Source organism: Gorillibacterium sp. sgz306347, assembly GCF_059735245.1.
Genome location: NZ_JCAPET010000020.1, coordinates 40,703 through 65,187, shown reverse-complemented (window position 1 = coordinate 65,187; position 24,485 = coordinate 40,703). Strand labels below are relative to the sequence as shown.

Annotated in this window: 13 protein-coding genes; all 13 read right to left on the bottom strand. The window is 63.1% G+C overall.

What is annotated here, in order from left to right; genetic code table 11:
* Positions 1 to 7: 7 nt before the first annotated feature.
* Entirely contained in the window at positions 8 to 4,654 is a 4,647-nt protein-coding gene (locus tag AC6I6H_RS12425) for an amino acid adenylation domain-containing protein (RefSeq protein ID WP_497954145.1), read from the bottom strand.
* 131 nt (positions 4,655 to 4,785) lie between these two features.
* The gene (locus AC6I6H_RS12420; protein ID WP_497954144.1) at positions 4,786 to 6,120 is read right to left on the bottom strand and encodes an asparagine synthase-related protein; all 1,335 of its coding nucleotides are present in this window, start codon (positions 6,118 to 6,120) and stop codon (positions 4,786 to 4,788) included.
* Entirely contained in the window at positions 6,083 to 7,141 is a 1,059-nt protein-coding gene (locus AC6I6H_RS12415; RefSeq protein ID WP_497954143.1) for a BtrH N-terminal domain-containing protein, read from the bottom strand. Before AC6I6H_RS12415 ends, AC6I6H_RS12420 begins: the two co-directional genes overlap by 38 nt.
* A 30-nt stretch (positions 7,142 to 7,171) precedes the next feature.
* A complete protein-coding gene (locus tag AC6I6H_RS12410) occupies positions 7,172 to 8,602 on the bottom strand; it encodes a B12-binding domain-containing radical SAM protein (protein WP_497954141.1) in 1,431 nt (476 codons plus the stop codon).
* A gap of 59 nt (positions 8,603 to 8,661) precedes the next feature.
* Positions 8,662 to 9,690, bottom strand: coding sequence for a U32 family peptidase (locus tag AC6I6H_RS12405; RefSeq protein WP_497954140.1), 1,029 nt, complete (start codon positions 9,688 to 9,690; stop codon positions 8,662 to 8,664).
* Between the two features lie 34 nt (positions 9,691 to 9,724).
* Positions 9,725 to 11,092 carry a hypothetical protein gene (locus tag AC6I6H_RS12400; protein WP_497954139.1) on the bottom strand — a complete coding sequence of 456 codons (1,368 nt, stop codon included), beginning with the start codon at positions 11,090 to 11,092 and terminating at the stop codon, positions 9,725 to 9,727.
* 18 nt (positions 11,093 to 11,110) lie between these two features.
* Positions 11,111 to 12,883: an ABC transporter ATP-binding protein gene (locus AC6I6H_RS12395; protein ID WP_497954137.1), complete on the bottom strand. Its 1,773-nt coding sequence runs from the start codon at positions 12,881 to 12,883 to the stop codon at positions 11,111 to 11,113.
* Positions 12,873 to 14,663 (bottom strand): ABC transporter ATP-binding protein, encoded by a 1,791-nt coding sequence (locus AC6I6H_RS12390; protein WP_497954135.1) that lies wholly within the window; start codon positions 14,661 to 14,663, stop codon positions 12,873 to 12,875. Before AC6I6H_RS12390 ends, AC6I6H_RS12395 begins: the two co-directional genes overlap by 11 nt.
* Positions 14,664 to 14,687: 24 nt before the next feature.
* Complete coding sequence (locus AC6I6H_RS12385) at positions 14,688 to 15,473, bottom strand: SPASM domain-containing protein (RefSeq protein WP_497954133.1); 786 nt, start codon at positions 15,471 to 15,473, stop codon at positions 14,688 to 14,690.
* The gene (locus tag AC6I6H_RS12380; RefSeq protein ID WP_497954132.1) at positions 15,470 to 15,748 is read right to left on the bottom strand and encodes a hypothetical protein; all 279 of its coding nucleotides are present in this window, start codon (positions 15,746 to 15,748) and stop codon (positions 15,470 to 15,472) included. The genes AC6I6H_RS12385 and AC6I6H_RS12380 overlap by 4 nt, the downstream gene beginning before the upstream one ends.
* A gap of 17 nt (positions 15,749 to 15,765) precedes the next feature.
* A complete protein-coding gene (locus AC6I6H_RS12375; protein WP_497954131.1) occupies positions 15,766 to 16,032 on the bottom strand; it encodes an acyl carrier protein in 267 nt (88 codons plus the stop codon).
* The gene (locus AC6I6H_RS12370) at positions 16,029 to 19,040 is read right to left on the bottom strand and encodes a condensation domain-containing protein (RefSeq protein ID WP_497954130.1); all 3,012 of its coding nucleotides are present in this window, start codon (positions 19,038 to 19,040) and stop codon (positions 16,029 to 16,031) included. The genes AC6I6H_RS12375 and AC6I6H_RS12370 overlap by 4 nt, the downstream gene beginning before the upstream one ends.
* Entirely contained in the window at positions 19,009 to 24,474 is a 5,466-nt protein-coding gene (locus tag AC6I6H_RS12365) for an aminotransferase class III-fold pyridoxal phosphate-dependent enzyme (protein ID WP_497954129.1), read from the bottom strand. The genes AC6I6H_RS12370 and AC6I6H_RS12365 overlap by 32 nt, the downstream gene beginning before the upstream one ends.
* Positions 24,475 to 24,485 lie beyond the last annotated feature (11 nt).

Here is a 24,485-nt window from a genome sequence, read left to right as displayed (position 1 = left end):
GCTCCTTTTAGGCAAAAAGCAGATCAAGCTCCTGCCGGCTGAGTTTCACGGTATCGAAATCGGACGGGGTAAAGACGGGCCGCTCCCGTCCCAGGCAGTGCTCCGCCACCTGCGTCAAGCCGGCCAAAAAGCGCTCGCCGAAGTAAGCGGCGGCGGCCGGGTCCCACTCGCAGCTGTCGTACAGGATTTCCGCGCGCAGCCGGCGGTCCGAAACCAGCACGTTGCATTCGGCCCGGCAGCCGAGCAGCGCGCAGCCGCTCGCCCGGTCCCGCCCCGTATCCCTGGAGGAAACCGTAAACCGCCGGCTGGCGGCGGTGTCCAGTCCGCCCAGATAATTAAAGCGGAGCAGCCGTTCGCCGTGCGGGGGAAGCCGTTTCGCAAGCTCCGTCTCAACGCCGTAGCCGAGCCCCCGCCGGGGGACCGCACGCAGCCTTTCCTTTGCCGCCACGATCATCTCTTCCGGCGGATCGCCGCGGCGGACCGGAAAGGACAGCGGATAGAGACTCGTAAACCAGCCGACCGTCCGGGAGACATCGAGCGGATTGTCCCCATCCGCCTCCCTCCCGTGGGCCTCCAGCTCAACCCGGGGGCCGTCCTGCTCCGGGCACTCGCATAGTGCGAGGAGCAGGCCCGCGACGACAAGCTCCTGCGTTTCGGTGCGGTACGCCCGGTTGGCTCCGGTCAGGAGCGCCTGCGTAACCGCTTCGGGCAGCTCGCCCCGCCACACGCGGATGTCGGGCGGGGCTGCCGCCGGACCGTTCCGGCGCCCGTGCGGCTCGTCCGGCACGGGGAGCTGCCTTTCCGGTGAGGGGAGTTGCGTTTGGGTTTCTCCGAGCAAGCCCTGATCTTGAGCATTTCCGTAGAGACTGTGAGCCCGGCCGCTCTGTAACGCGCTCCGTTCGGAAGCAGCGCACGCTTCCTCCCGCCAGAAAGCCGATTCCGCTTCCTGCTCTTCGGTCCGGTTTTCGCGGGGCTGAAGCTCCTTCGCCCATTGCAGCAAAGAACAGGCGACGGGAAGGATACCGGGCGGCTCGACCCGCTCCTCTTGCCCGAGAAGAGCGTCCAGATCTTCCAGCAGGATGCGCCAGGACACCGCATCCACCACAAGATGGTGGGCGGTCAGGAGCAGCTCCCGGCCGCCTTCTCCGAAGTCGAACAACCCGGCGCGAAACAACAGGCTGTGCTCCAGATCGAATCCGGCCTTCAAGGCTTCTCCAAGCGACCGGCGAGCCTCCGCCCTCTCTTCTTCGGGAGCGGCGCGGAGGTCAAAGGTGCGGAGACGGAAAGGCGTCTCTTTGTGAACCGGGTTGAAAGCGAGCGTCCCGGTGGCCGGGTCCAGGTTCAGACGCAGCGCGTCGTGCCGCCGGACCAGCTCGCCGAGCATCGCTTCAAGCCGTTCGGCGGAAGCCCCGGTTTGCAGCTCCAGCAAGACGGACTGGTTGTAATGCGCGGCATCCCGGCCGCCCTCGCGCAAAAACCGGGCGATTACAGGAAGCGGCGGCAGCGCTCCCGAGCTCCCCGCTTCCCCGGAATGGTCCCGCGGTTCGCCCAGAGGGCGGACCAAGGCATACATGCGCCCCAGCTCGGGGTTGGCCATGATGTCGCGGACGGCCAGAGAAAGTCCGTGCTCCTGAAGCTTGTTGGCGATTTGGATCGCTTTGATCGAATCCCCGCCCCAGTAAAAAAAGTTGCTGTCCGGCCTCAGCTCGTCCGGGTCCGCCTGGAGAATTCCGCTGACAACCCGGTGCACCGCCGAATCCCGGACCCCCCCGGGAACAGCCCCGGCAGGGGTCGGTGCGCCCGGGTCCTGCGGCTTTGGAAGCTTGGCCCGGTCCAGCTTCCCGTTCAAAGTGAGCGGCATCTCATCCAGCGCGATGAAAAAGGACGGCACCGCGGGAGCCGGAAACCGGCGGCGGGCAAACGCCTTGACGTCCTCCAGGGCGGAGGGCGGCGAAAGAACCGCATACGCGCACAAATGCCGGACGCCGAGCCGGTCCGTGACCGTTTCCACTGCGGCCGTTTGGACGGCGGGATGCTCCGCAAGCGTCAGCTCCACTTCCGTCAACTCGATCCGGTGGCCCCTCAGCTTTACTTGCCGGTCCTTCCGGCCGATGTACTCCACCCGGCCGTCCGCTGCAAAAACAGCCAGGTCGCCGGTCCGGTACATGCGCTGGCCGGGAACAAACGGATTCGCCAGGAAGCTGGCCTCCGTCAAGTCCGGCCGGTTCCAGTACCCGCTGGCCACTCCGTCCCCCGCCACGTACAGCTCCCCGGGCACCTCCGCCGGAACGGGCTGCATCCGGCCGTCCAGCAGATAGATTTTGGTGTTGGCGATGGGGACGCCGATCGGCACGGCGCCGCCGGTATCCCGCGCCGGGTCGAAGCGGTGGATCATGCAGCCGACCACTGTTTCCGTCGGCCCGTACTCGTTGTAAATCTCCACCCCTCCGAAGGAGCCGAGAATCCGTTCCGCCAGCCCCCGGTTCAGCTGATCGCCTCCCACAATCAGCCGCCGGACGGCCGATCCCCGGCAGTCCCGGTCCCGCAGCAGCTCCAGATGGGCCGGGGTCAGCTTCAGCACGGTTGTTTTCCCGTCTTCCACGATCCGGAAGAGGGGATGCCCGTCGGAAGCGGGCCGGTAGACAGCGATGCGCCCTCCGCTGATCAGCGGGATAAAAAGCGAGGTGACCGTCAGGTCAAAGGCCAGAGACGAATACAAGGCGAACGTTTCCGGCTCCTTTCCCGTGTACATCCCTTTCCCCCACCAGCAGTAATTGACCAGTCCCCTCTGCGTGACAACCGTTCCTTTCGGCTTTCCTGTAGAGCCGGACGTGTAAATGAGATACACCGGGTCGTCCGGCTCCGAGCCAGAGGACAGGTTGAGGTCCGTTTCCGCCACGGACTCCGGCTGCTCCAGCGCAAGTACCGTTCCCGGCCAATTCAGTCCGCGCTCCAGTCCCTCATTGGCCAGAAGCACGGCCGGGGCGGAATCGGCCAGCTGATAGTCCAGCCGGTCGGCGGGGTGGTCCGGCTCCAGGGGGACGTAAGCGGCACCCGTCTTCAGCACGGCGAGAATGGCAATCAGGCTCTCCGCAGAATGACGGGTAAGAATCGCCACACGCTCGCCCCGTCCGGCGCCGTGCGCCCGAAGCTTTCGGGCAAGCCCGTTCGCTTTGCGGTTTAACGCCCGATAGGTAAGGACGCAGTCCCGGTCCGCGAGCGCTTCTCGCTCCGGCGTACATGCCGCCTGTTCTTCAAACAGGGCGACAATCGTCTTTCCGGCCGGATAGACGGAGCCGGTTTCATTGAAAGCCTCCACCAGCCGCCGGCGCTCCTCCGGCTCCATCAGCGTTGCCCGGCAGATAGGCATTTCCGGCTCAGCCAGCAGCTGCTTGGCGAGCAGAACAAGCTGGCCGTACAGCCGCCCGATCCGCCCGGCGGAGTAAGCGCTCCGCTTGTAGTCAAAATCAAGCTCCAGACGCCCTTCCTCTTCCCAGTCCTTGATCACGATCTGCAGCGAATAGAACTGGCTCCCGTTGTAAAACTCCCGGTTTTCCACGGGCGTTCCGTTTACCCGGGCGGGAAGCTTCGTGTTGTAGTAATTCACGCAGCTGTCAAACAGGTCGGCGTATCCTTTTCTTTTCAGATCCAGGTCGCGGGCAAGCAGGTTGTACGGGTACCGCTGGTTGTGGTAGCAGCTGTGCAGCTCCCGGGCTACGGTCTTCAGCCATTCCTCCAGTGTTTGATTGTCCTCCAGCCGAATGCGGAAGGGCATGGGGCTGGTGAACATGCCGAAGGTGCTCCGCTCGGAGCGGCCCGACCGGTTGAAGACCGGCGTGCCGATCAGAAGATCGTCCCGGTGCCGGGTCTTGTGCAGCCAGAGCAAATAAACGGCCACGAAAAAGGCGTTGACCGAAACGCCCCGCTCCTTCACAAAGGCCCCGATGGCCGCCGTGAGCGCGCCGTCCAGCCAGAAGCTCCTCCGCTCGCCCTCCACGGACTCCTCTCCCTGGAGGCCGGACAAATAATCCTCCGGCAGGTCCGCGAACTTGTCCAACCAGAAAGCGCGGTTTTTCCCGAACCGGGGAGAGGCCAGGTAGCGTTCCTCCCCTTCGAGCGTTTCCAGGAAGGAAGGCGGCGTCTCCATCACCGCCGGTTCATCCCGAAGCAGGCTCTCATAGACGCCGGCGATCCGGTCGGTCATGAGCTGCGTGGACCATCCGTCGGCGATGATGTGATGCAGCTTGACGAAATAGCCTCCGGCTTCCGGGCCAAGCGTAACCAGCGCAAAGTCGTAAAGCCTTTCGCCGGTCAGACGGAAGGGCTCTCTCGCCTGCGCGTCGCTCCAGCGGCGGAGCGCCTCCTCCGGCTCGGGACCGCCGGCGAAGCTGATCCGCCGAAGCGCTTCCCGGCGGTACGGCTCCGCATACTGGCACGGTTCCCCGTCCCGTTCCGTCAGGCGCAGACGAACGCCCTCCGTCTCCTCGACAAACCGTTGAATCGCATCCTCCAGCAAATCCAGGCGGACCGGCCCGCGGACCAGAATCGTCCCTCCGATGGCGAAGGCCGAGGTTCCCGGATGCAGCTGCTCCATATACCAGATTCTCTTTTGGGCATGCGTCAGCGGGACGCAAATGCGCTCTTTTCCATTCATGACTTTCCCCCTTCCTTCCGTCCGTCAGACCGTCTCGAGCCAACCAACGGCCCTGCCGGGTATCCCCGGCCGCAATGCGGCCCGCCCGTTTTTTTGGATACCGGGCTTCCCGGCTTTGCACGCTCATCGGCTCATCGGCTCTCCGCCCCGGCCCCCTGCTCCTCCGGCTCCTGACGCTTGTCATAAAAAAAGCCGATTTTCTCCTCGCGGTACGGAAAACCGTTTCGGCTCAAATAAGCGGCAAGCGGCGCTTTGTAAGTCCGGTTTTTGCTTTCGGCCGTCAGCCAGAGAAACTCCTGCACCACCCGGCGGTCCAGAAACGGATACCGGGCTTCCAGCCCGTAGGAGCCGCAGACGTATTCATCCCGCGCCAGGTAGCACTCCTGACTGCCCTCGTAAAAATTCCGCCAAGGGAAAAACCCTTCCAGCGCCTCGGGAAACAATCCGCCGAACTCGCTGTTCGGGTTGTATTTCGTCCCGTTGTGGCCGTAATCGGACAAAATCTCGTCCGCCCCCGTTCCCGACAGGAAAATGCGCCGCCCTTCTTTCACCGCTTCTTCGCAAATTACGGACATCCCCCAGGTCGAGGGGTCTTTTGCCAGGTCGAAATAGGGATGCTCATACGGTTCGCAGTGCTTGAACAGATGACGGAAAACGCCGTTCAGCCGGTCGCGCCCGGTGTCCAGCAGACGGGAAGGTTCATGCAGCGCAAGCCGGTCCGCCAGCAAATCCAGGCGTTCCTCGCCCGCAATGGAATAGGCGGCAAACGGGGCGTTTTGCTTCAACAGCTCGCAGTAGATCGCTCCGCTGTCGTAACCGCTGCTTAAGCCCAGAAAGACGCCCGCCTGCGCGTCGGCCGTCCGCTTGCGAATGGAATCCTCGAAAGCCGCGATCCAGTCGCCGTAATCTTCTTTGTGCTGCCGGAGATCGTATCCGTAAACCGGGCGTTCCGTCAGGCTTCCCGTCTCCAGGTCGTAAACATACGTGGTATTGGGCCTGGCCGCCCGGATGTTCCGGTGGCCAAGCGCGGCCAAGCCGCTCCTGTACGTGCCGACTCCGGCTCCGTCCGGCTCCAGGCTGTACCACAGCGGTTTGGTTTTAAAGTCGTCGGTGGAAAAGATCAGCAGGCCCTGGTCTTCGTCCGCAAGGCAAAGGGCGAATTCACCGTCAAGCGGCCGGGCCAGCTCCGTTCCGCAGCGGCGGTACAAGTCCAGCAGGCATTCCCCGTCGCTGGCATACGTTCCGAACGTCCGGAAATTGTAGATTTCGCCGTTAAAAACCGCGGCCGTTCCCCCGCGGATGAACGGCTGCGGGGTAAACGCGCCCGTTATGCTGAGCAGATTATGAAGCATGAAAAACCGCCCGAAACGGACCTCCGACGTATGATCCGGCCCTCTTTTTTGCATATACCGGTTTGCTTTGGCGAGCTCAACGATCGGCCTGGTGCTCACGAGAAAGCTGCACATCCGCAAATCCCCCCCTTTCCCAAAAGCGCTTGTAAAATTCGTGCTCGAGCCGCAGGATTTCCTCCAGGTCGGCCAAGGCGGCCGCCATCGACGCCGGTCTTAACCGGCCGGAGTAAAGGAGCTTGGCGATCACCGCCCGAACGTTCTTCCACCGATCGGTAATAGTCGTCTGCAGGTCCATAAACGGCGGGGTTTCTCCATACAAGGCGGCGTGGAAATACTGCTGCGCCCGCTTCGCTTCAATAATGTCGTTCAGGCCGAGCACGATCCCGCCGCACGCTTCCCGCAGCCAGTCCGCATCTCCCATGCGTGCGCGAAACAGGCCGGCGAATTGCTCCAGCTCCTCCAGCCCTTGCCGAATGTCCGAACGCCCCGCACTCAAGTTGTGTTCGTATTCGGCCCTTAATTCCGGCAAGGCGGCGGCTTGGGCGGGAGCGCCCGATGAAGTCCGGGAGATCACATACAAAGAAGGCTCCTCCGGAAGGCGCAGATGCTCCAGAAAGCCGTGATACGCTTCCGCCAGCACCTCCATCGGCAGCCAGACCGGCCTGTAATCCAGCGTTTCCAGGTCGCTCTGCTCCAGCACCCGCACCCGGTCGCTCTCCTCATCGTAGCCGTACACCAGCAGAGCGTGCTGCCAATGACGGATTCCGAACATGTCGCGACGCACGGTTTCATAGAAGCAGTCCACCCGCACAATAACCGGACGTCCGGCCGCAAGGGCTTCCTTGAGCAAAAGGGGAAGCCGGTCCGTCTCCTCCACCGCCGCTTCGAGTCCGGAGCGCTCCAGCAGAGCCGCCAGCTCCGCGGTTCGGTGGCAGTGAGCGGCCAGACAGGGTCCGCCGGCTTCCCCGTTCCAGCGGTACACGAAAAGCCCGTTGGCAAAAAAAGGCAGCGGGCTGCCGCCAAAGGCGCGGACCACCGGAAACAGCGCACTGTAAAAGCAATTGAAAAAGTAAACGTCGTTAAACGGTTCAATCGGGGGAATCCGCCGGGATTCGGGACCGGCTGCAGCCGACATGCCGCTTCCTCCTTCCGTCCGCGTACCGGCTTATGCGGAACGCATGATTTTTAAGGCACGCTTCAAAAAGAAAGCGGAATTCCAGCGGAGAATCAAATACGAATACAGGCGCATGACCATCCGCTGCCGAAAGGTCCGGGCGTACACGTTCGAGAAAAAATTCAGGTATTCCCGCTGCACCCGTTTTCTCGGAAAATCGGCCAGATCCAGCGAGGCGACGCTGCGTCCTTTTTCCCGGTACGTGTCTTTCTCGATATTGCCTTCCTCCACCGCCCGGTCGTACAGCTCGGTTCCGGGATACGGAGTGAAAATGCCCAGATGGATAAAATGAGGCCGGCATTCCTTGGTCAAGGCGAGCGTTTCCAAAAAGTCGTCGTAGGTTTCCGTCGGTACGCCCAGCAGCACGAACAGCATCGTGTGCCGGTGGTACCGCTTGGCTGCCTTGACGGCCCTCCTCACGTCGTCGTTGGTATATTCGCCGCGCTTGAGAATGTCCCGCCGGATGCGTTCGCTGCCGGATTCCAGCCCGATGTTGACGAGCATAATGTCCGCTTTGGCGAACGCCCGCATCGTTTTTTCGATGTCGCTGTTCGGGCTGAGGCGAATGTTGGCTCCGTAGCTGACCGGCTTGGGCAGGGTTTTGTTGAAGGCGGCCAGCTGATCGCAGAACGCATACAGAAAATCCTGGTACAGGTTCAGCGCCTCCGCTTCAAGGAAGATCGTTTCCGTCTCGGGAAACTCCGTCAGAATCTGGCGGATTTCCGCGATGATGTTCTCGGGAGACCGGAAGCGCACGTACTGCCCGGACGCCACCTTGCGGAGCGCATGATTGCAGCAGTACGTACAGTTGAACGGGCAGCCGCGCCCGATGATGATGTTGTGGATGCTCTTCGGGTTCTTGATCCACTTCTGCCACATCTGCCGGTCCGGAAACGGAAGCTCGTCCAGCCGCTCGTTAAAGCGCCGCGTCGGGTTTTTCTCCAGAACGCCGTCCCGCTTGATCCACATATTCGGGATTTTTCCCGGCGCTTCTCCCCTCTCCAGCTGCTGCACCAGCTCCAGCACCGGATATTCCCCTTCCCCCACGCAGACCGCGTCGAAAGCGCCAAGGCTTGCTTCCGCCGTCTCCAGCGTCGCCTGCGCTCCGCCGAGCAGCAGATAAATATCGGGGTGCCGCTCCCTGACTTGCCGGGCGGTTTCCATAATGCTCGGAAATTCCCGGAACACGGCCGAGAAGCCGATCAATCCGGGACGAAAAGCTTCAATGATCCGGTCCAGCTCCTTTGGCCGGGTGTGCCGGGTCACAACGAAAACATCCGTTTGATGGCCGTGCTTCTTGAGCATGGCCGATATGTAGGAGACACCGTAGTGGATTTCCTCCTGGTTTTTGAGCGGCTTGCGCCGGTCGGTTCCCCCCAGCCTGTTTTGCAGAGTTTCGCTTACGATAAAGAGCACCTTCATCTGTCTTCACTCCTTCTCAAAGGGAGTCGGCTCGCAGCATCGGCAAACTGCGCTCCGGCTCACAACGTTCCTCCTTTTGCCGGCTCGGCGGCAGGCAGCGCGCTCGGGTAATAGCACAAAAAGCTGCACGGATACGCCTTTTGCGGTTCACCGGCGTCCAGCGCGGCGGAAGACGCGCGGGCTTCCTCCTCCCGGATGGCTTGCTTGGCCAGCCGGATGTCCTTGAGCAGGTTATCCACCCGGACGCCCCTTCCGACTACCTTCAGATGAGTGACGCCGATGGCCTTCAGCTCGCCGATGCGGCAGAGGCCGCAGCCGGAAGCGCCGGGCTGATAGAGCGCGGGGTCCTCCTCCGTCGCCGTCTTTTGGTCGTTCAGACGGTTTTGGAACGCGAGCATTTTGGCCGCGTGGTTGCCCGCCCGCCGGAACCGGTCGGAATCGGAGTGAAAGCGTGCCGCCCGCATCGGCGTCTCGCAAATCGGCGCCATCTCGTCGCAGTGGATGCCGTTGCAGAACGCGCCCGAATAGAGGCAGTAGGCGTTCATAAAAAACGCCTCGTATTCCATCGCCGGCTTGCCGGCCGCCGTGATCACGCGCTGCATGTTGGCCAGGTTGATTTTGCGCGGGAAGACGAACCGGGACACCTTCAGCTGGTCCAGCAGCCGGACCGCGTACCGGTTGTAGGTTTCCAGCTCGCCGCTGATGTGGATGTCGCAGTCAAGCCCCCGCTCGCGCAGGTACAGCACGAAGCCGAGATCGGCGAAGATAAAAGTATCGAAGCCGAGGTCCATGATCCGTTTGAGATGCTCCAGCAGGTCCTCGTACTGGCTTCGCATATAGTAATGGGAATTGACCGTAATTTTAACGGGTAAGTTGAACCGCTCGCTTTTGCGTTTCAGAATCCGCATCGAGCTTTCGTCGGTGATGTTGTGGTGCCCGAGCAGGTTTTCCCTGCGGTTGAACGGCAGCTGCGTGGAGTATTTTCGCAGCCACTCCTGCGGGACATAGCCGCAAAAAAACTCGTCCGCCCCCGCTTCCGCCAGCGGTTCGTAAGCTTCGACGTTTGATAAAGGAGTTACGATATGCATCCGGGTGCACCGCCCTTTCCGGTTTGAAAATGCCTCATAGCGCCGAATACACCAGCCGGTCGATGCCGCTGCCCAGCCGCTCCTTCAAATAGGCCGCGTCCGAGACGGCTTCGGGATAAACGCCGAACAGCGTGTTGCCGATGCCGATCATCCCCAAATGCTTCGGGTATTGAAAATGCAGCTCATTGCAGTAGCGCGCGCAGCCGGAAACATAATCGAGCTTGTTCAGGCCGCAGTAGGCGTGAAGGTGGCAGAAGGTCGCCGTATTGATCTGGTAAAACGGAACGTGCAGGCTGTGCTTGCCCTCGGGAATGAGGGGATCGGGACGGCTGCATTCAAATTCGCAGCGGGTTACGCCCAGGCCCGCCAAAAAGGAGCGGAACCCGTCCTGATTCAGCCCGTTCTCCCGGAGCGCCGGCTCGTATTCCGGGTACCCCCACCACCATTTCATGCGCGGGTCCTTTTTGCGCCGGTTCAGCAGCCGGCCAAAAACCGGCTCCAGCCGGGGATACTCCTGCAGCAGCTCCAGCATTCCCCAATCGTTAACAATCACCTCGGTTCGGATGCGCTCCCGCCCGGACCAGTCGTCCAGGGCCGCCAGCAGCTCCCGGTGACGGCCGATCTGGTCGTCGTACAGGTACGAGGTGGCGACCGTCACGCGGCGTCCTTCCCGAAGCGCCCGCTCCGCCAGGGCCAGCACCCGCTCCGGCGAGGGGATGCGGTGGGGGCAAAATTCATTGCCGAGGTAAAGCCGCTTGAAATCGGAGGGGGCAAGCCCCGCGGCTCCCGGCTCGAAGACATCCAGCTTCGCGCCGATCACGGCGTCGATGGATTCCGCCAGGCATTGCTCCACCAGGTCCGGATCGTGCAGCTCGAAGGCCAGCTCCGCCGAAGCGAGAACCCGGCGGAGCGCCCCGTCTTCCTGGCGGGACAGCGTATCGCGGATTTCCCGCCGCCATTCCGCTTCCTGCTCTTCGTAGGACGGCCAGAATTCCTCGTCCCGTTCCTTGGGATAAAACGGCTGCACCCCGTCAAAAAATCCGGTGTGGCGGAAATTCGGGATGCCTCCGTGCTCCTGTTTTAACTGAAGAAGCGTGTTCAGCCGCCCGATGAGTTCACGGTACGCAGGCGCGGATGCATCCTCTGCCCCGGCCTCTCCCACTTCCACGCGGTAGCGGTAAGAAAACGGCTGGACCGTCTCCTCCAGAATCGTCACGTCGTCAAACGTATAAGGCACATAATGCCGAGTAGAAAGATCGAGCAGCTCCATCCGTAAAGGAGCCGGACCGTTCAACGCGTCCGCGCATTCGAACGACAAAAAGCGCTCGTCCAGAGCCAGAAAGCGAACCTCCTGTCCCCGGATGGAGCCAAAAACGGCCGAGGTGGCCAACAATCCGTTCATTCATCCCGTCTCCTTTCGCTATGCTTGATAGAGCAGGCGGAAATCCCGGGCATACCGCCCTTCCTGCGCCATCAGCTCCCGGTGCGTGCCCGATTCGACGACGCGGCCCTCCTGCATCACCAGGATGCGGTCGGCATTCATCACCGTGGAGAGGCGGTGGGCCGCCACGATGACGGTCCTTCCCTCCTTGAGCCGCTCGAGCGCCTGCTGCACCTCCCGCTCCGAACCGGAATCCAGCGAGGAGGTCGGTTCGTCCAGCAGGAGAATGGGCGCATCCTTGACGAGCGCGCGGGCAATCGCGATCCGCTGGCGTTCGCCGCCCGAAAGACGGCCGCCCCGCTCGCCGATTTCGGTATCGTAGCCTTCCGGCAGCGCAAGAATGAAGTCGTGGGCGTACGCCGCTCGCGCGGCGGCCGCAATTTCTTCCTCCGTGGCGTTTTCTTTGCCGCAGGCGATGTTTTCCCGGATCGTCCCGTCAAACAGATGGCTTGCCTGCGGCACGTACGCGATCAGGCGGCGCCGGTCCGCAAGCGGCAGCGTCCGCGTATCCCGGCCGAAAAGCCGGATGGTTCCCTGGCCGTCCGGGACCTCGTAAAAGCCCATGATGACGTTGAGCAGCGTGGTTTTGCCCGCCCCGCTCGGACCGACCAGCGCAACGGTCTCGCCGCGCCGTACCTGCAAGCTCAGCTCCGCGACCGCCGCCTTGTTTTCCCGATGGAGGAAGGTTAGCCCCTCAATGGCCAGCGCCGTCCCGGCCGATGGGTCGGGCTGGACGGCGCTTCCCTCCTCGCCCAGTTCCTCGCCGGGGGTATCCAGCAGCTCGAAAAGCCGCTTGGCGCCCACCAGCGACCGGGTCAGGTTTGCCATCACCCAGCCAAAGCCCGTAAAAGCCGACACCAGCTTGCTGGCATAGCGGAAGATGGCAAGCAGGCCGCCCGCCGTAATCAGGCCGCCGGACAAGAAGATCGCTCCGATGCCCATGATGCCGACGGTGCACATATAATTGACAAAGGTGTTTAAAGCTTTCTGGACGGAGGAGGTTTTGTTCAGCCTGGTTTGCCAAAGCAAAATCCCGCGGCTTTCCGTGTCGTACCTCCGAAAGGTCCAGTTTTCCAGATTAAACATTTTGATGACGGGCACCGTACGGACGATATCCGAAAACCGCTCGGTGGCCGACGCGATCGCCGCCTGGATTTTCTCGCTCGACTCGTAAATCGGCTTCAGGAACAAAGCGTTGAACAACAGCACCAGAACGACCAGCCCGAGGCAAAGAAGAGCCATCTGCCAGCTGAGCAGAGCGATCAGCAGAAGATTGACCGCACCCAGCACGATAAAATTGACCGGATCGACCAAAGCGAACGAAATCGACTCGTTTACGGCCTGCAGGTCGCTCGTCAGCCTGCTCTGCAGCTCGGCCGAATGGTGATCCTCGCCGTATTTGGCCGGCAGCTTCACCACCTTGTCCATCAGGTCTTCCTTCACGCGGCCCATAATGAGCTCCACCCGCGTTTGCATCAAGTAGCACTCGAAGAAATACAAAACCGAGTTGAGCACAAACGCGATGCCCGCAAACCACAACGCGCGGCGGAGGCTTTCCCCGTCTCCGGCGATGGCGCTGTCGGTCACCCATTGCACGGAAAACCCGATGACAAAGCTGAATCGCACCATCGTAAAGGCATTGATCGCCAGCGCGGCGATGTAGCTTTTGCGAAACGGCTTCGAATAGCGGAACAGACGGCCTATCAGCCGGTAATTGAGGCGAAGCAGCCGAAACGATTCCTTAAGTCCCATATGCGCTCACCTGCTCGTCCATTAATTGCTGCCGGTAAAGCCGCCAGTACAGGCCCTTTGCGGCCAGCAGGCTTTCGTGATCGCCCGTTTCCGCAATTCTCCCTTCGTGAAGCACCAGGATTTTGTCGGCCCGCTTGACGGTGCTCAGGCGGTGGGCGACGACCAGCGTAGTCCGGCCTTCGGCCAGCCGGTCGACGGCGCGCTGGATTTCCTCTTCCGTATGAGCATCCAGCGCACTTGTCGGCTCGTCCAGAATGAGGAAGTCCGCCCCCTTCAAAAACGCCCGGGCGATCGCCACCCTCTGCTTCTGGCCGCCGGACAGCTTGGCCCCGCCTTCTCCGACGGGCGTGTCCAGGCCTTCCGGCAGCTCCTCCACGAACGGCAGCAGCGCGGCGTCGGAGGCGGCCTGACGCACCGCCTGCGGCGCCGGCTCCCCGTGCCTTTCCTCCCCGTATTTGCCGCAGGCAATGTTGTCGTAAAGGCTGACCGGGAACAAATGGGTGGTTTGCTCCACAAGCGCCATGCTTTGCCGCAAAGCCCGTTTGTCCCAGTCGCCGAGCGGAAGCCCCCGGTAGCGGATCTCCCCGCCATCCGGCTCGCAGAAGCCGCAGATCAGCTTGGTAACGGTCGATTTTCCGCTGCCGCTTGCACCCACCAGCGCGACGGTTTCCCCTTTGTTCACCGTGAAGCTGACGTCCCGCAGCACCTGCCGCGGTTTGCTTCCGGTTGCTTCGTCCGGCTGCCGGTAAGAAAAGGAAACCCCTGCGAATGCGAGGAACGGCGCGCCTTCCTCTTCCCTGCCCCGTCCATCCGCACCTCCCGTAAGCTCCGCTTCCTCCTCCCACAGCTCCGTCATCCGGGAAAGCGCCGCTCCCGACTTGTTAAATTCGATAAAACGGATCTCGAACAGGTTTTGGATCATTTCCTGAAGCTGCTGAAAAATAAAAAGCTCGCCCAGGGTCATCTGCTTTCGCAGCACGAAAATAAGGCAGAGGAAAACCGTTGCGATCTGAATTCCGATGGATGCCGTGATGGACAGCGCCCCGAGTGTGCTTTCCGTCCGTGACATCGCGAACTGCTTGGCGATCCCTTCGCGTATGTAGCCGCCCAGCTTGCGCTTCATGGCTCCCTGGAGGCCGAAGGTCTTTACCTCCAGCTGTCCTTCCAGCGCATCCTGCAAAACTCCGCCGACCTTGCCCGCGATTTTCTGGTAATCGTTTTGCTTGCTCCGCAGCGTTTTGGAATACCGGTAATTGATCACGCTCATCAGAAGCGATACACCGAAAATGACGGCGGTTACCTGCCAGTTGATCAGGAAGCCGTACGCCGCGGCAAAAAGCCCGATGAACAGCTTCAAGAGCGTATCCTCCAGCACGTGGCGGTAGAAGTTTTCCAGCAAGGCGAGGTCGTTGTTCATCCGGCTGATCAGGTCGCCGGTGGAATACCGGGCGTACGCCGTCAGCGGGATGCGCTGGAGGCTGCGGATGGTCTTTTCCCGCAGCCGGAACATACTGCGGTTGGCGTATTCGCCGAACCAGTAATTGGCGGCAAGGCCCATGGCCGCAGCCAGCACGATGCCCGCAAGCAGGACCCCGAGCTTCCCTGCCGTTTCCGCCATTTCCCCTTTCAGCGCCATGTTGATGGTGTCCCCAAGCAGGAACGTAACCAGCTGCTGCACGCCCGCAACGAGAACGGCGAACAGAAACGCGGCCGACAGGAGCAGCGGGTTCTGGCGGACCTGCCGGAACAAATTCCGGATGGAGCTCTTGGAATCGCGCACGGCGGCTTCCTCCTTACGATAAAATCAGCGTCCCCAGTCGCAACGCTGGCACAAATGCATCTCCCGGCGGCCGGCCATCAGCTGGGCGTTGGCTTCCACCGTTTCTTTTTTGCTGTATATGTCTTTGAGGCTCTCTTCATAAAGGTTGCCGAAGGCCTGCTGATGCTTCCAATCCAGACAGCAGGAGGTAAGCCGGCCGTCGCACGCCACGGAAACGTCATTGATCATGGCGTAGCAGCTTTTGGAAACCGGATTCGGCTCCTTGTCGTACATGCGTTTGCGCGAGTCCAGGACCGAAAAGAAGACCCGGTACGGGATGGCGGCCGCAAGCGACGACAGCCGTTCATATTCCTCCGTGCTGTAAGCGGAGGCCATGAGAAGCCAGACTTTAAGCTCCGCCAGTTCATCCAGCAAGGTTTGGTTCAAATAAAAGCCGTTGGTCAAAAGATAGACCTTGGCCCCCGGGCAAACCTCCATGGCGTAGCGGATGAACAGAAAGAGCCGGGGGTCGATCAACGGTTCGTTGTCGATGTGAAAGGCAATCACCCCTTCGTAGCCGAAGGACGCCAGCTCGTCGATCGTTTTGTAGACGACGCGGGAGGACAGAATCACCTTTTCCTTTTCCCATGCGGTCGGGCAGCGCTTATGCAGATGAGCGTATACGCACTGATTGGACAGCTCGAAGGAAATCCGGTTGATCCGCCGGTAAAGCGGCCCCTCGCGGAAGCGCTCCGGCTCGGCGGGCCCGCCCAGCACCCGCTGAATCGCCGCCTCCTGCTCCCGGAACAAGGCGTTGCGGAATTCCATCATGCGGGTTGCCCGGACAGCATGTGATAGACGCGATCGGCGACGTCCTTCAAGGTTTCGTCCGCCTGCAGCCCGAGGTCCTCATCATCGAATTCGAGATCGAACGCCCGCTCCACCGACACCAAATACTTGATAAACGTTATCGAATTGAACATGGCGGTAATCGGGACATCCAGCCCGATGCCTCCTTCGCCGCCCTTCAAGCTTCCGTCGGCGACAAGCGCCTGCAAAAGCTCCTCCATTTTGGCTTCAATGGCTTCATACGTCATTCGGTTCACCGCTCCCGTTCTTCCCTTTATTGGCCGCTTCCGCTGGCCTGGCTTTGTTCCTTTTCAATCAGGGCCACGATATCGCCCACGTTGCCGAACAATTCATAATTGATCTGGTCGTCCTCGAACACGACGTCGAACTCCTCTTCCAGCGCCACGACTATCTTGATAAAATTCAGCGAATTGATGCCGAGGTCGCGAAAATTTTTGTCCAGCATGGCGCTGTCGTCGAGGTGCGGGTTGCCGGTGTTTTCCTTCAAAATGCGGATGACGCGGGCTTCTCTGTCGTTCATGATTTTTCCTCCCGAGCTTGGATTAGTTCTTCGATAATGGCCCGGTAGCGCGCCAGCAAACGGCGGGCTTCGTCCTCCGGGCAGTACGAGCGGTCAAAGCGCAGCAGCACCCGATGCTGCCGGTAAGGCTGGATGTACAGCCGCAGCGGAACGCCGAGGTATCCCGCGTCCGTGAGCTGCCGGATGCGGATGCCCCCGGACGCCTCCTCCTCGGGCTCCGCGGGAAAATTCAGATACACAAAGGCTCCGGTATACACCGCTTCCTGGATTTCCGCTATCGGCAGACCGGTCCATTCGGCGATTTGCTGCACGGTGTCCGCTTCATACGGCTTTTTCTCCACCGTTTTCGCCTGAAGCGCCCGCAGCCAGGCGCCAAGGTCTTTTTTTCGTCCGGCGGTGCCGATGCGGAGCAGCACGGTGTTGGAGAACAGCCCCACCATCGTGTCCACACCGGGGAGCGCTTCCGGCCGGCCGGAAGCGATGGTCGACAAAAGCACATCCTCGGTCCCTCTGCGTTCCTCCTGAAGAACGGACCAGGCCGCCAGAAGGAGCGTATGCAGGGTGATCCGGTGCCGCTCGCCGCAGGCTTTGACCCGTTCCAAAAGTGCCGGGTCGAGAAAATCCTCCGCTTCCCCCGGGTCGTGGCGGGCATGAGAGGGCAGCTCCCCGGATGGAGCGGGGGAGCGGTAGCCTGCGAGCTCGTTGCCCCAATAGCGCTGGGACGCAAGGACGGAACGGCGGCGCACCCAGCGGATATAAGCGGAGAACGGCTCCGCTTCGGGGAGCGCGGTATGGTCGCCGCGTGTCAGCCGCCCGTAAATCTCCAGAAGCTCCCGGAAAATAATCGCGGAGCTCCACCCGTCAAAGAGCGAGCTTTGGCAGACGAGGAAAAAGCGCCATGCTCCGGCGCCGAGCTTCAGAAGCGAAGCGCGAAGCAGCGGGGGCTTGGCGATGTCGAACCCCCGGTCCTTTTCCTCCCGCTGGAGTTCCCCCCAGCGGTCCGCCTGCTCTTCGGGCGTGCACGCCTCCAAATCCAGCACGGTAAGAGCGAAGGCGGGCTCCCGGTACACGAGCTGCAGCGGAGACCGCAGGCGGCGCCAGACGAAGCCGGTCCGCAAAACGGCATGCCGGCGGATCACGGCCGCAAGCGCCTGTTCAAACCGCCCGGGCTCCAGCAGCCCATCTATGTCGTAAGCCAGGCCGGTGATGTCCTGGCCCGTGCGGCGGCCATTGAGGTTTTGGGCGAGCACCACCTCTTGCATCGGCGTCAAGGGATAGACGGCCTCCAGGCTTCCGTCGGCCGCCAGCCATTCCTCCGCTTTCGCGCGGTCTTTCTCGTCGCCGATCAGCTCCGGGCCCCGTTCTTCGCCCGGCCTCTCTTGCTCCGGGGTTCCTTCCCCCGGAGGCGTTTGCGCTCGGAGCGCTGCCGCCAGAGACCGCGCCGTGGAAGAAGCGAAAATCATCGGCATGTCCGCCGCCAGGCCTTCCCTGCGCAGCCGGGCCGCCAGCTGAAGCGCCTTGATCGAGTCCATGCCCAGGTCGAAGAAATCGGCTCCGTGGTCCAGGCCCGCGAGGCCGAGCGTTTCTTTCACGGCTTTGCCGATTGTGTCCTGCAGGGCATCCTCCGTTTGCGTGTCTTCATCGAGCGCAAGGATGGCCAGCACCGGCGAAAGAGGATCACCGGCGTCCTCTGCCAGTTCGATCGCGTCCGGGACCAGCGGCTGCGGCAAAGCCGCCAGCAGGGCGGCCCGCAGCCGTGCCGGGTCCCGGAGCTCGGGCGAAGCCGGCGTGATGCGGGCGATGAGGCGGCCGTCCGACCGCCGCGCCGCCGCCAGCCGGACCGGCGGAAGGGCCGCGAGCGCCGCCGCAACGACCGCCGCGTCCACGCTGCGCCCGCCGGCGGGCGGCGGAGTGCCGTGCGCGTACAGCGTACGGTCGGCCCCGCAGCGGCCCCCGGCTTCCGTGGCGTAGAAGCCGGAGGCCAGGGCGACGCCGAGCTTGCCCGCCGCGCCGGCGAGACAGGGACGCCCGCTGCGGGTCCGGAGCCCGACGCCCGGCAGCAGCGGAAGCCCGGCCGGGCAAAACCGGAAGCCGCCGGCCTCCTCCTCCGCCGGCCCAAGCTCCGGCTGCGCGGCAAGAAGCAGCGGAAGCTCCGGCACCGCAAGAGCGCTGCCGGTCCGCAGCCGGGGAAACCGGGCCCGCAGCCGGTTGAGCTGGCCGCTCAGGAGCGAATGGCCGGCAATGAGCAGCAGCCGACCGCTCGCCGTTTGCAGAGGCGCGCGCCCGCCTTCCGCCGGGAGCCGGCCGATTTCTTCGGCGGCCCCGGTCAGTACAAGCGGCCCGTCCTGCGGCAAATCCGGACCTTCGGGCAGGTCCGGCCAAGCCGGAACGAGCCGCAACCGGGACAGCCCGCCCGCACGCATGGCGGCAACCGCAAGATCGCAGCGCACGGCTTGCGCAAGCCCCGCCTGCGCGATAACCAGCAAAGCCGCTTCCTCCAGCCGGAGCGCCGCGGCCAGCCGGGCGTAATAGCCGTCCAGCTCGGAAGCATTCAGGGAGACCGGCCCGCCACTCGGGTCGAGCCGGATTCCCCCGTATTCCGAACCCGCTCCGCCATGCGGATAACGGACCGGTTTAGCCATGCCGGCGTCCGGCCCGTCAGGCCCATCTGGCCCGCCCGGCTCCGGCAGCGGCAAGGGAAGCGCGGAAAGATCGTTCCGGTCCGTCCACAGCCTTGCCAGTTCGAATTGGGCGGAAACAGCCGCAACGGTTTCCGGCGCCGCTCCGCCGGGGAGCAGGACGTACTGGTGGCCGCTGCGGAGAATCGCTTCCATGCAGCAGGCGGCCAGCCAGTCGGAGGACGCGCAAACGCCGATCCGCGAGCCGGAAGGCAGCTCCTCCCGGACAAGCCCGTCCTCCAAAGCGTCTACCGTCAAAGCAAACGTGCGCGGCGTCACTTCCGCCGCGTATTCCTTATTAAGCGCGAAAACCGGATTCCATGGCGCCAACGCGTCTTCCCTCCTCATCCAGAATCAGCTCCGCCACCGCCCGCCCGGGCGATTCCGTCAAGCAGTCCGCAATTTCCGTGTAGTACGCGAGCCATTTTTCTGCAATATCTGCAGGAATCAAGGAAGCGTTGTAATGCAGCGTCAGGTCGACGGCCTGGTTCCGTTCCCGGACATCCAGAAACAAATCGTATTTGGCGGGCCCTTCCGTCTCTGAAAAAACCGTTTCCGGCTCGTCGGGCGGCGGAGCGTCCTTCGTGTCCGCCCGTTCCAAATTGAACGCCGCCCGGATTGCGGGAACGGTGCAGGCGGCTCCCCGCCGGTTCAATTCGTCCAGCACCCTCCGGTTGGAGAACAAGGCATGGCGGGACACCGCCTGCATGGTTTCCCGCACGTCGGACAAAACGCTGTCCAGGGTCCGCGATTCCTCCACCTCCAAATAAACCGGAAGCGTCGCCGAGCAAGGCCCGATCAGCTCCTCCATCTCCAGCTTCAATTGGCCGGAGAACGGGATGCCGATTACAAACCGGTCGCGGTCGGACAGCAAGCGGATCAGCACGGCGTAGGCCGCGAGCAGCGCCGTAAACAGCGTCGTCCGGTTCCGCCGCGCAAACCCGCGCAGCCGGTCGGCCGTCTTCCCGTCCATCACGAATTCGGCCGTGCCGCTTCGGCCGCCGTCCCGTCTGTCCGCAAGCGGATGGACCGCCAGCTCCAGCTCGGCCGTCTCCGTTTGGTAGCGCCCGGCCCAGTATTCCGTGGCCGCCCGGCCCTCTCCGCTTTCAAAGAAAGCCGTCTGCCGGCGGACGAATTCGCGAAAAGACAACGGCGAGGGAAGCTGCGGCGGCTCGGCCCCATGGGCCAAATGACCGTATGCGGCGGCGAGCTCCCGCATGAAGCGCCCCAGGGACCAGCCGTCCATCACAAGAGGATGCGCCGCGACCGCCAGCAGGCAGACGCCCGCCCCCTTTACCAGCAGAACGCGGAGAAACGGTCCCCGGCCGAGGTCGAACGGCCGGGCCAGCATACGCCCGACCCGCTCTTTGGCGTCCGCGTATGATGCCGCCGTCTCGCGTTCCAGCAGGATGTCCAGCCTCGGCCGGACCACCATTCCATCCTCCTCCGCTCTTACCGCCCGCAGCAGCTCGTGGCGGTTGACCGTACGGCGCACCGCCGCTTCCATGGCCGCCGCGTTTACCTCCTCCTGCAGCGTAAGGACGGACTTTTCCAAAAAGGCCGCGGCCCGTTTCCCGTCCTGGCGCGCCGCAAGCCACAGCCGCTGCTGTTCTTCGGTATAAGGAATGCAGGCTTCCCCTTCGCCGAACAGCGCCGCCTTCACCTCTCCGACGGACGGAGAAGAAGCGGGCAGCGTGAAGGCAAAGCAGCCGCTTTCCTGGAGCTCCCGCAAGCTTTCGGCAACGGCATGCGCAAAGCCGGCGATTTCGTCCTCCGTATGCGCCGTGGACAGGAAGCAGGTGCCGCCCTCCCACAAGTAAAACCCTTTTTCAATCAGCATGTAATAGAGAAAACGCAGCAGCACGGGCTCCTGCTCGGCGCGGAAAATGAACAGGGAGCCGAAATGCGAAAGCGTGAGCGGAATCCGGCCGGCCGCAAAAAAAGCGTTGAGGTAGCGGGCCAGCTGCTCGGTCCGCCGGTTTAAAACGGGATAAATGTGGTCCGCTTCTTCCTTTAAAATCGTCAGAACGGCCTTGGCGGCCGCCATGGACAAGGGATGGTGGCAAAAGGTGCCGCCGGTATGGGCCAGGAAATTCGAGGGCGCCGAGGCATCCCCGAACCGCCACGATCCTCCGTCCACCCGGTCCATGTAACGCGCCTTTCCGGCAAAAACGCCGATCGGAAGCCCGCCGCCGATGATTTTGCCGTAGGTCACCAGATCGGCTTCGACGCCGAAATAAGCCTGGGCGCCGCCCGGCGCGATGCGGAAGCCCGTGATGATCTCGTCGAAGATCAGCGCGATCCCGAGCTCTTCGGTGATTTGCCGCAGCTGCCGCAGGAAAGCCTCCGGCTGCAAATCGGGCCGCCGGCTTTGCACCGGCTCGACCAGCACGGCAGCCAGCTCGTCCGCTTGGGCCCGGATTTCCGCAAGCGCCCGTTCGTCGGCAAAGTCCAGGATGAGGACATCCTGCACCATCGCCTCGGGCGTGCCCAGGCTGAGCGGCAGCGTCTCGCCGGAAGCGGACCGCGCTACGTAAATGCCGTCAAAGGTGCCGTGAAACGATTGGGCGAACAGGGCGATTTTGTTTTTCCCGGTTGTCGCCCGCGCCAGCCGGACGGCATTCATTACCGCTTCGGTTCCGGAATTGCAAAAGGCGACACGCTCCACGCCGGTCATTTCCGCGATCCGCTCGGCCACTTCCCCCGGCGCCGTCACGAGGGAGCCCAGGATCACGCCGTCCTCCAGACAGGACCGGGCGGCTTCGGCAAGACGCGGGTCGTTGTAGCCGAACAGATTGGCCCCGAAGCCCATGGCGAAGTCGACGTACCGGTTGCCGTCCGCGTCGGTCATGGCGGTTCCCCGCGCCGACGAAGCGAAGATGGGGTAAATCAGCTCTTTCCATGCCTTGCTGAACCCTTGCACCATTCTGCCGTTGGCCCAGACGCCCCGGTACTGCCCCGCAAGCCGCTTCGACCCTTGCGTCCGCTGCCCGTACCGCTCCGCAAGCCGCTTCAGTTCATCCGCCTGCGCCGGAGTCAGCTCCGTGTTGGCGCGGGCGACGAACTTTTGCAGCAGCCGGTCCGGCTCCTGCGCCGAAGCGGCCGCCTGGGGCTTATTCGGGCGGGATGTTTCGATCGGCTGCGGACCGTCCGCCGTTTCAAGCTTGTCCGTCAGCTGCGCTTGGGCTGGCTGCGGACTGTCCGCCGCTTCGGGCTGCACGCTGGCCGCCGGCCCGGCGGCACGGCTTTCGCGCAGCAGGTCCAACTGCCGTGACATAAGCGCGAGCTGGCCTTGAATGACGGCTTCGAGCGTATCCCCGGCGGGAGCCGTATGGGCGGCAAAAGCCGGCGCCACGGCAGAGGCTGGCTGTACGGCCGGGCCCGAAGGGACGGCGGTGCCTGCCGAAACGACCGGCTCCGGCCCCCCGCCGGTTGAACCGTTAGCCGTGTAAGCCGGCATTGGGGGCTGGTCCCCCGCTTGCCCGGCGGCGGACTCCGGCGGCCCGCCCGGAACAGGCGAAGGGGAACCCTCGGCAAGCGGAGCCGCCGGAAGCTTTTCGTGCTGCGCGTGCTCCCGCACATAACCCGCCAGCTTTTCGGGCTGTGCGTGCTCCCGTACATAACCGGCCAGCTTTTCCAGCGTATCCAGCTCCCCGAACAGCCGGTCCGGCGGGACATCCAGCCCGTACCGCCGCTTGACCTCCTGCTTCAGCTGCACCACCGAAATGGAGTCGATGCCAAGCTCGAACAGCGTCGCCCGCTCCTCTACCTCGGCGGGATTCTGATCGAACAGGGAGCCGACAAACGCCTTCAGCTCCTGCAAGACAGGCGGCGCCGCAGGCGCTCCCGGCCACTCGCGAGCCGTAGACGCTCCGGCCGGATTCCCCGCCCCCGTCTCGTCCGCAAGCTTATTTTCCGTTGCTTCCATAACGGCTCCTTTCTCCGCTTCCGTCCGTTTTCGGGCTGCCGCAGGCGGATTCAGCCAACAGCGTTTTTTTGCGAACGGATAAAGCGGCAGACCGGCTTTCACCGCCGGGCCGCCAGCCGGCCATTCCGGTTTTTCTCCCGCAATGTACGCCTCGCAAAGCCGCTGCGCCGCCGCTTCCGCCGCTGCACGGCCATCCTCCGCCGGACCGCGGGCCGCCGGGCCGGATTCCCGCACCGCGAGCCGCAGCCGCGCGGCCAGCTGCTCCGCATCCCAGCCCCACACCGCGATCCGGTGCGAATGATGCTCCCGGTACCGCTGCGCGGTCAGGCAAACATCAGCCAGCGCTTCGTCCGAGACCCCGGCAAGCCGCGCGGCGTAACGCGCTTGCAGCTCCTCCAGCGCCGCTTCCGTCCTGGCGGAAACCGGCAGCACGAACGGCATGGCCCGCCGCTCCTCCGCGCGTGTCCCGCCCGCCTCCGGCCTCCACTCCTCCAAAATGACATGACAATTGGTTCCGCTGAGCCCGAAAGCGCTGACTCCACAGCGCCTGGGGTGGCCGTCCGGCTCCGGCCATTCCTTTTCCTCCGCCACCACATACACCGGGCTGTTCAGAAAATCGATGGCTTCGTTCGGCAGGTTGAAATGCAGATTCGGGTAAAGCCGGCGGGTAACCAGGCTCGCTACGCCTTTGGCAAGGCCCAGCAGCCCCGCCGCGGAATCGAGGTGCCCGTAATTCGTTTTGACCGAGCCGATGCCGCAAAACTGCTTCCGGCCGGTAAACCGCCCGAACGCGCCCGCAATGGCCTGAATTTCAATCGGATCGCCCAGCTTTGTGCCGGTGCCGTGCGCCTCAAGACAGCCGATCGTTTCGGCGGACACGCCCGCCCGGCGCAGCGCTTCGGCAATGACCTCTTCCTGCGCCTTGACGCTCGGAGCCGTAATGCCGATCGAAGCGCCGTCGTTGTTGCAGGCGCTGCCCTTGATCACCGCGTAGATGCGGTCCCCGTCCCGCTTCGCGTCGGCAAGCGGCTTTAAGAGCACCAGCACGCAGCCTTCGCCTTGTCCGGTCCCGTCCGCCCGGTCGCTGAAGGTTTTGGCCCGGTAATCCGCAGCGGCGATATCGGGCACGGCTTCGGCCTTCATCCGGACAGGCGCCGTCAGCAGATTGGCTCCGCCCGCCACGGCCATGGCGCACTCTCCGCTCCGGATGGAGCGGCAGGCCTCGTGAAGCGCCACAAGGGAGGAGGAGCAGGCGGTGTCGATGGTCAGGCACGGGCCGGTCAGGTCAAAGTGATACGAAATGCGGCTCGCGATCACCGACGCGATGTTTCCCGGCCCGGCCAGCGCCGTCATGTCCGGCTCCAGCCGCCGTACCCGCTCGTAGTAGCCGGACGGATGGGGAGCGCCGAAGAATACGCCGGTGGCGCTTCCCTTTAGCTGTGCTTTTGTATAGCCGGCATCCTCAAACAGATGCCAGGCTTTCTCAAAGACCAGCCGCTGGACAGGGTCCATCAAAGCGGCTTCTTTTGCCGTGATCTTGAAAAACGAATGATCGAACGAAGCGATGTCGTCCAGGAACGCGGCCTGGTTGATCTCGTATTCCTCCGGGCCGACATCCATCGCCGCCATATAATCCTCCGTATCCCGACGCCTTCCTTCGGGTAGCGCCGAAATACAGTCCCTTCCCTCATGAAGCACCCGGATCAAATCATCCAGGGTTTCGGCATGGGCCAGCCGGAGCGAAAGACCGATGATCGCAACGGCTCCTCCGTCGTCCGCCTGCCGCTTTTCCACGGTTACCGCGCTTGTCCGGCCGCCCGTTTTCAACGTTTGCAAAAGCTGGAACG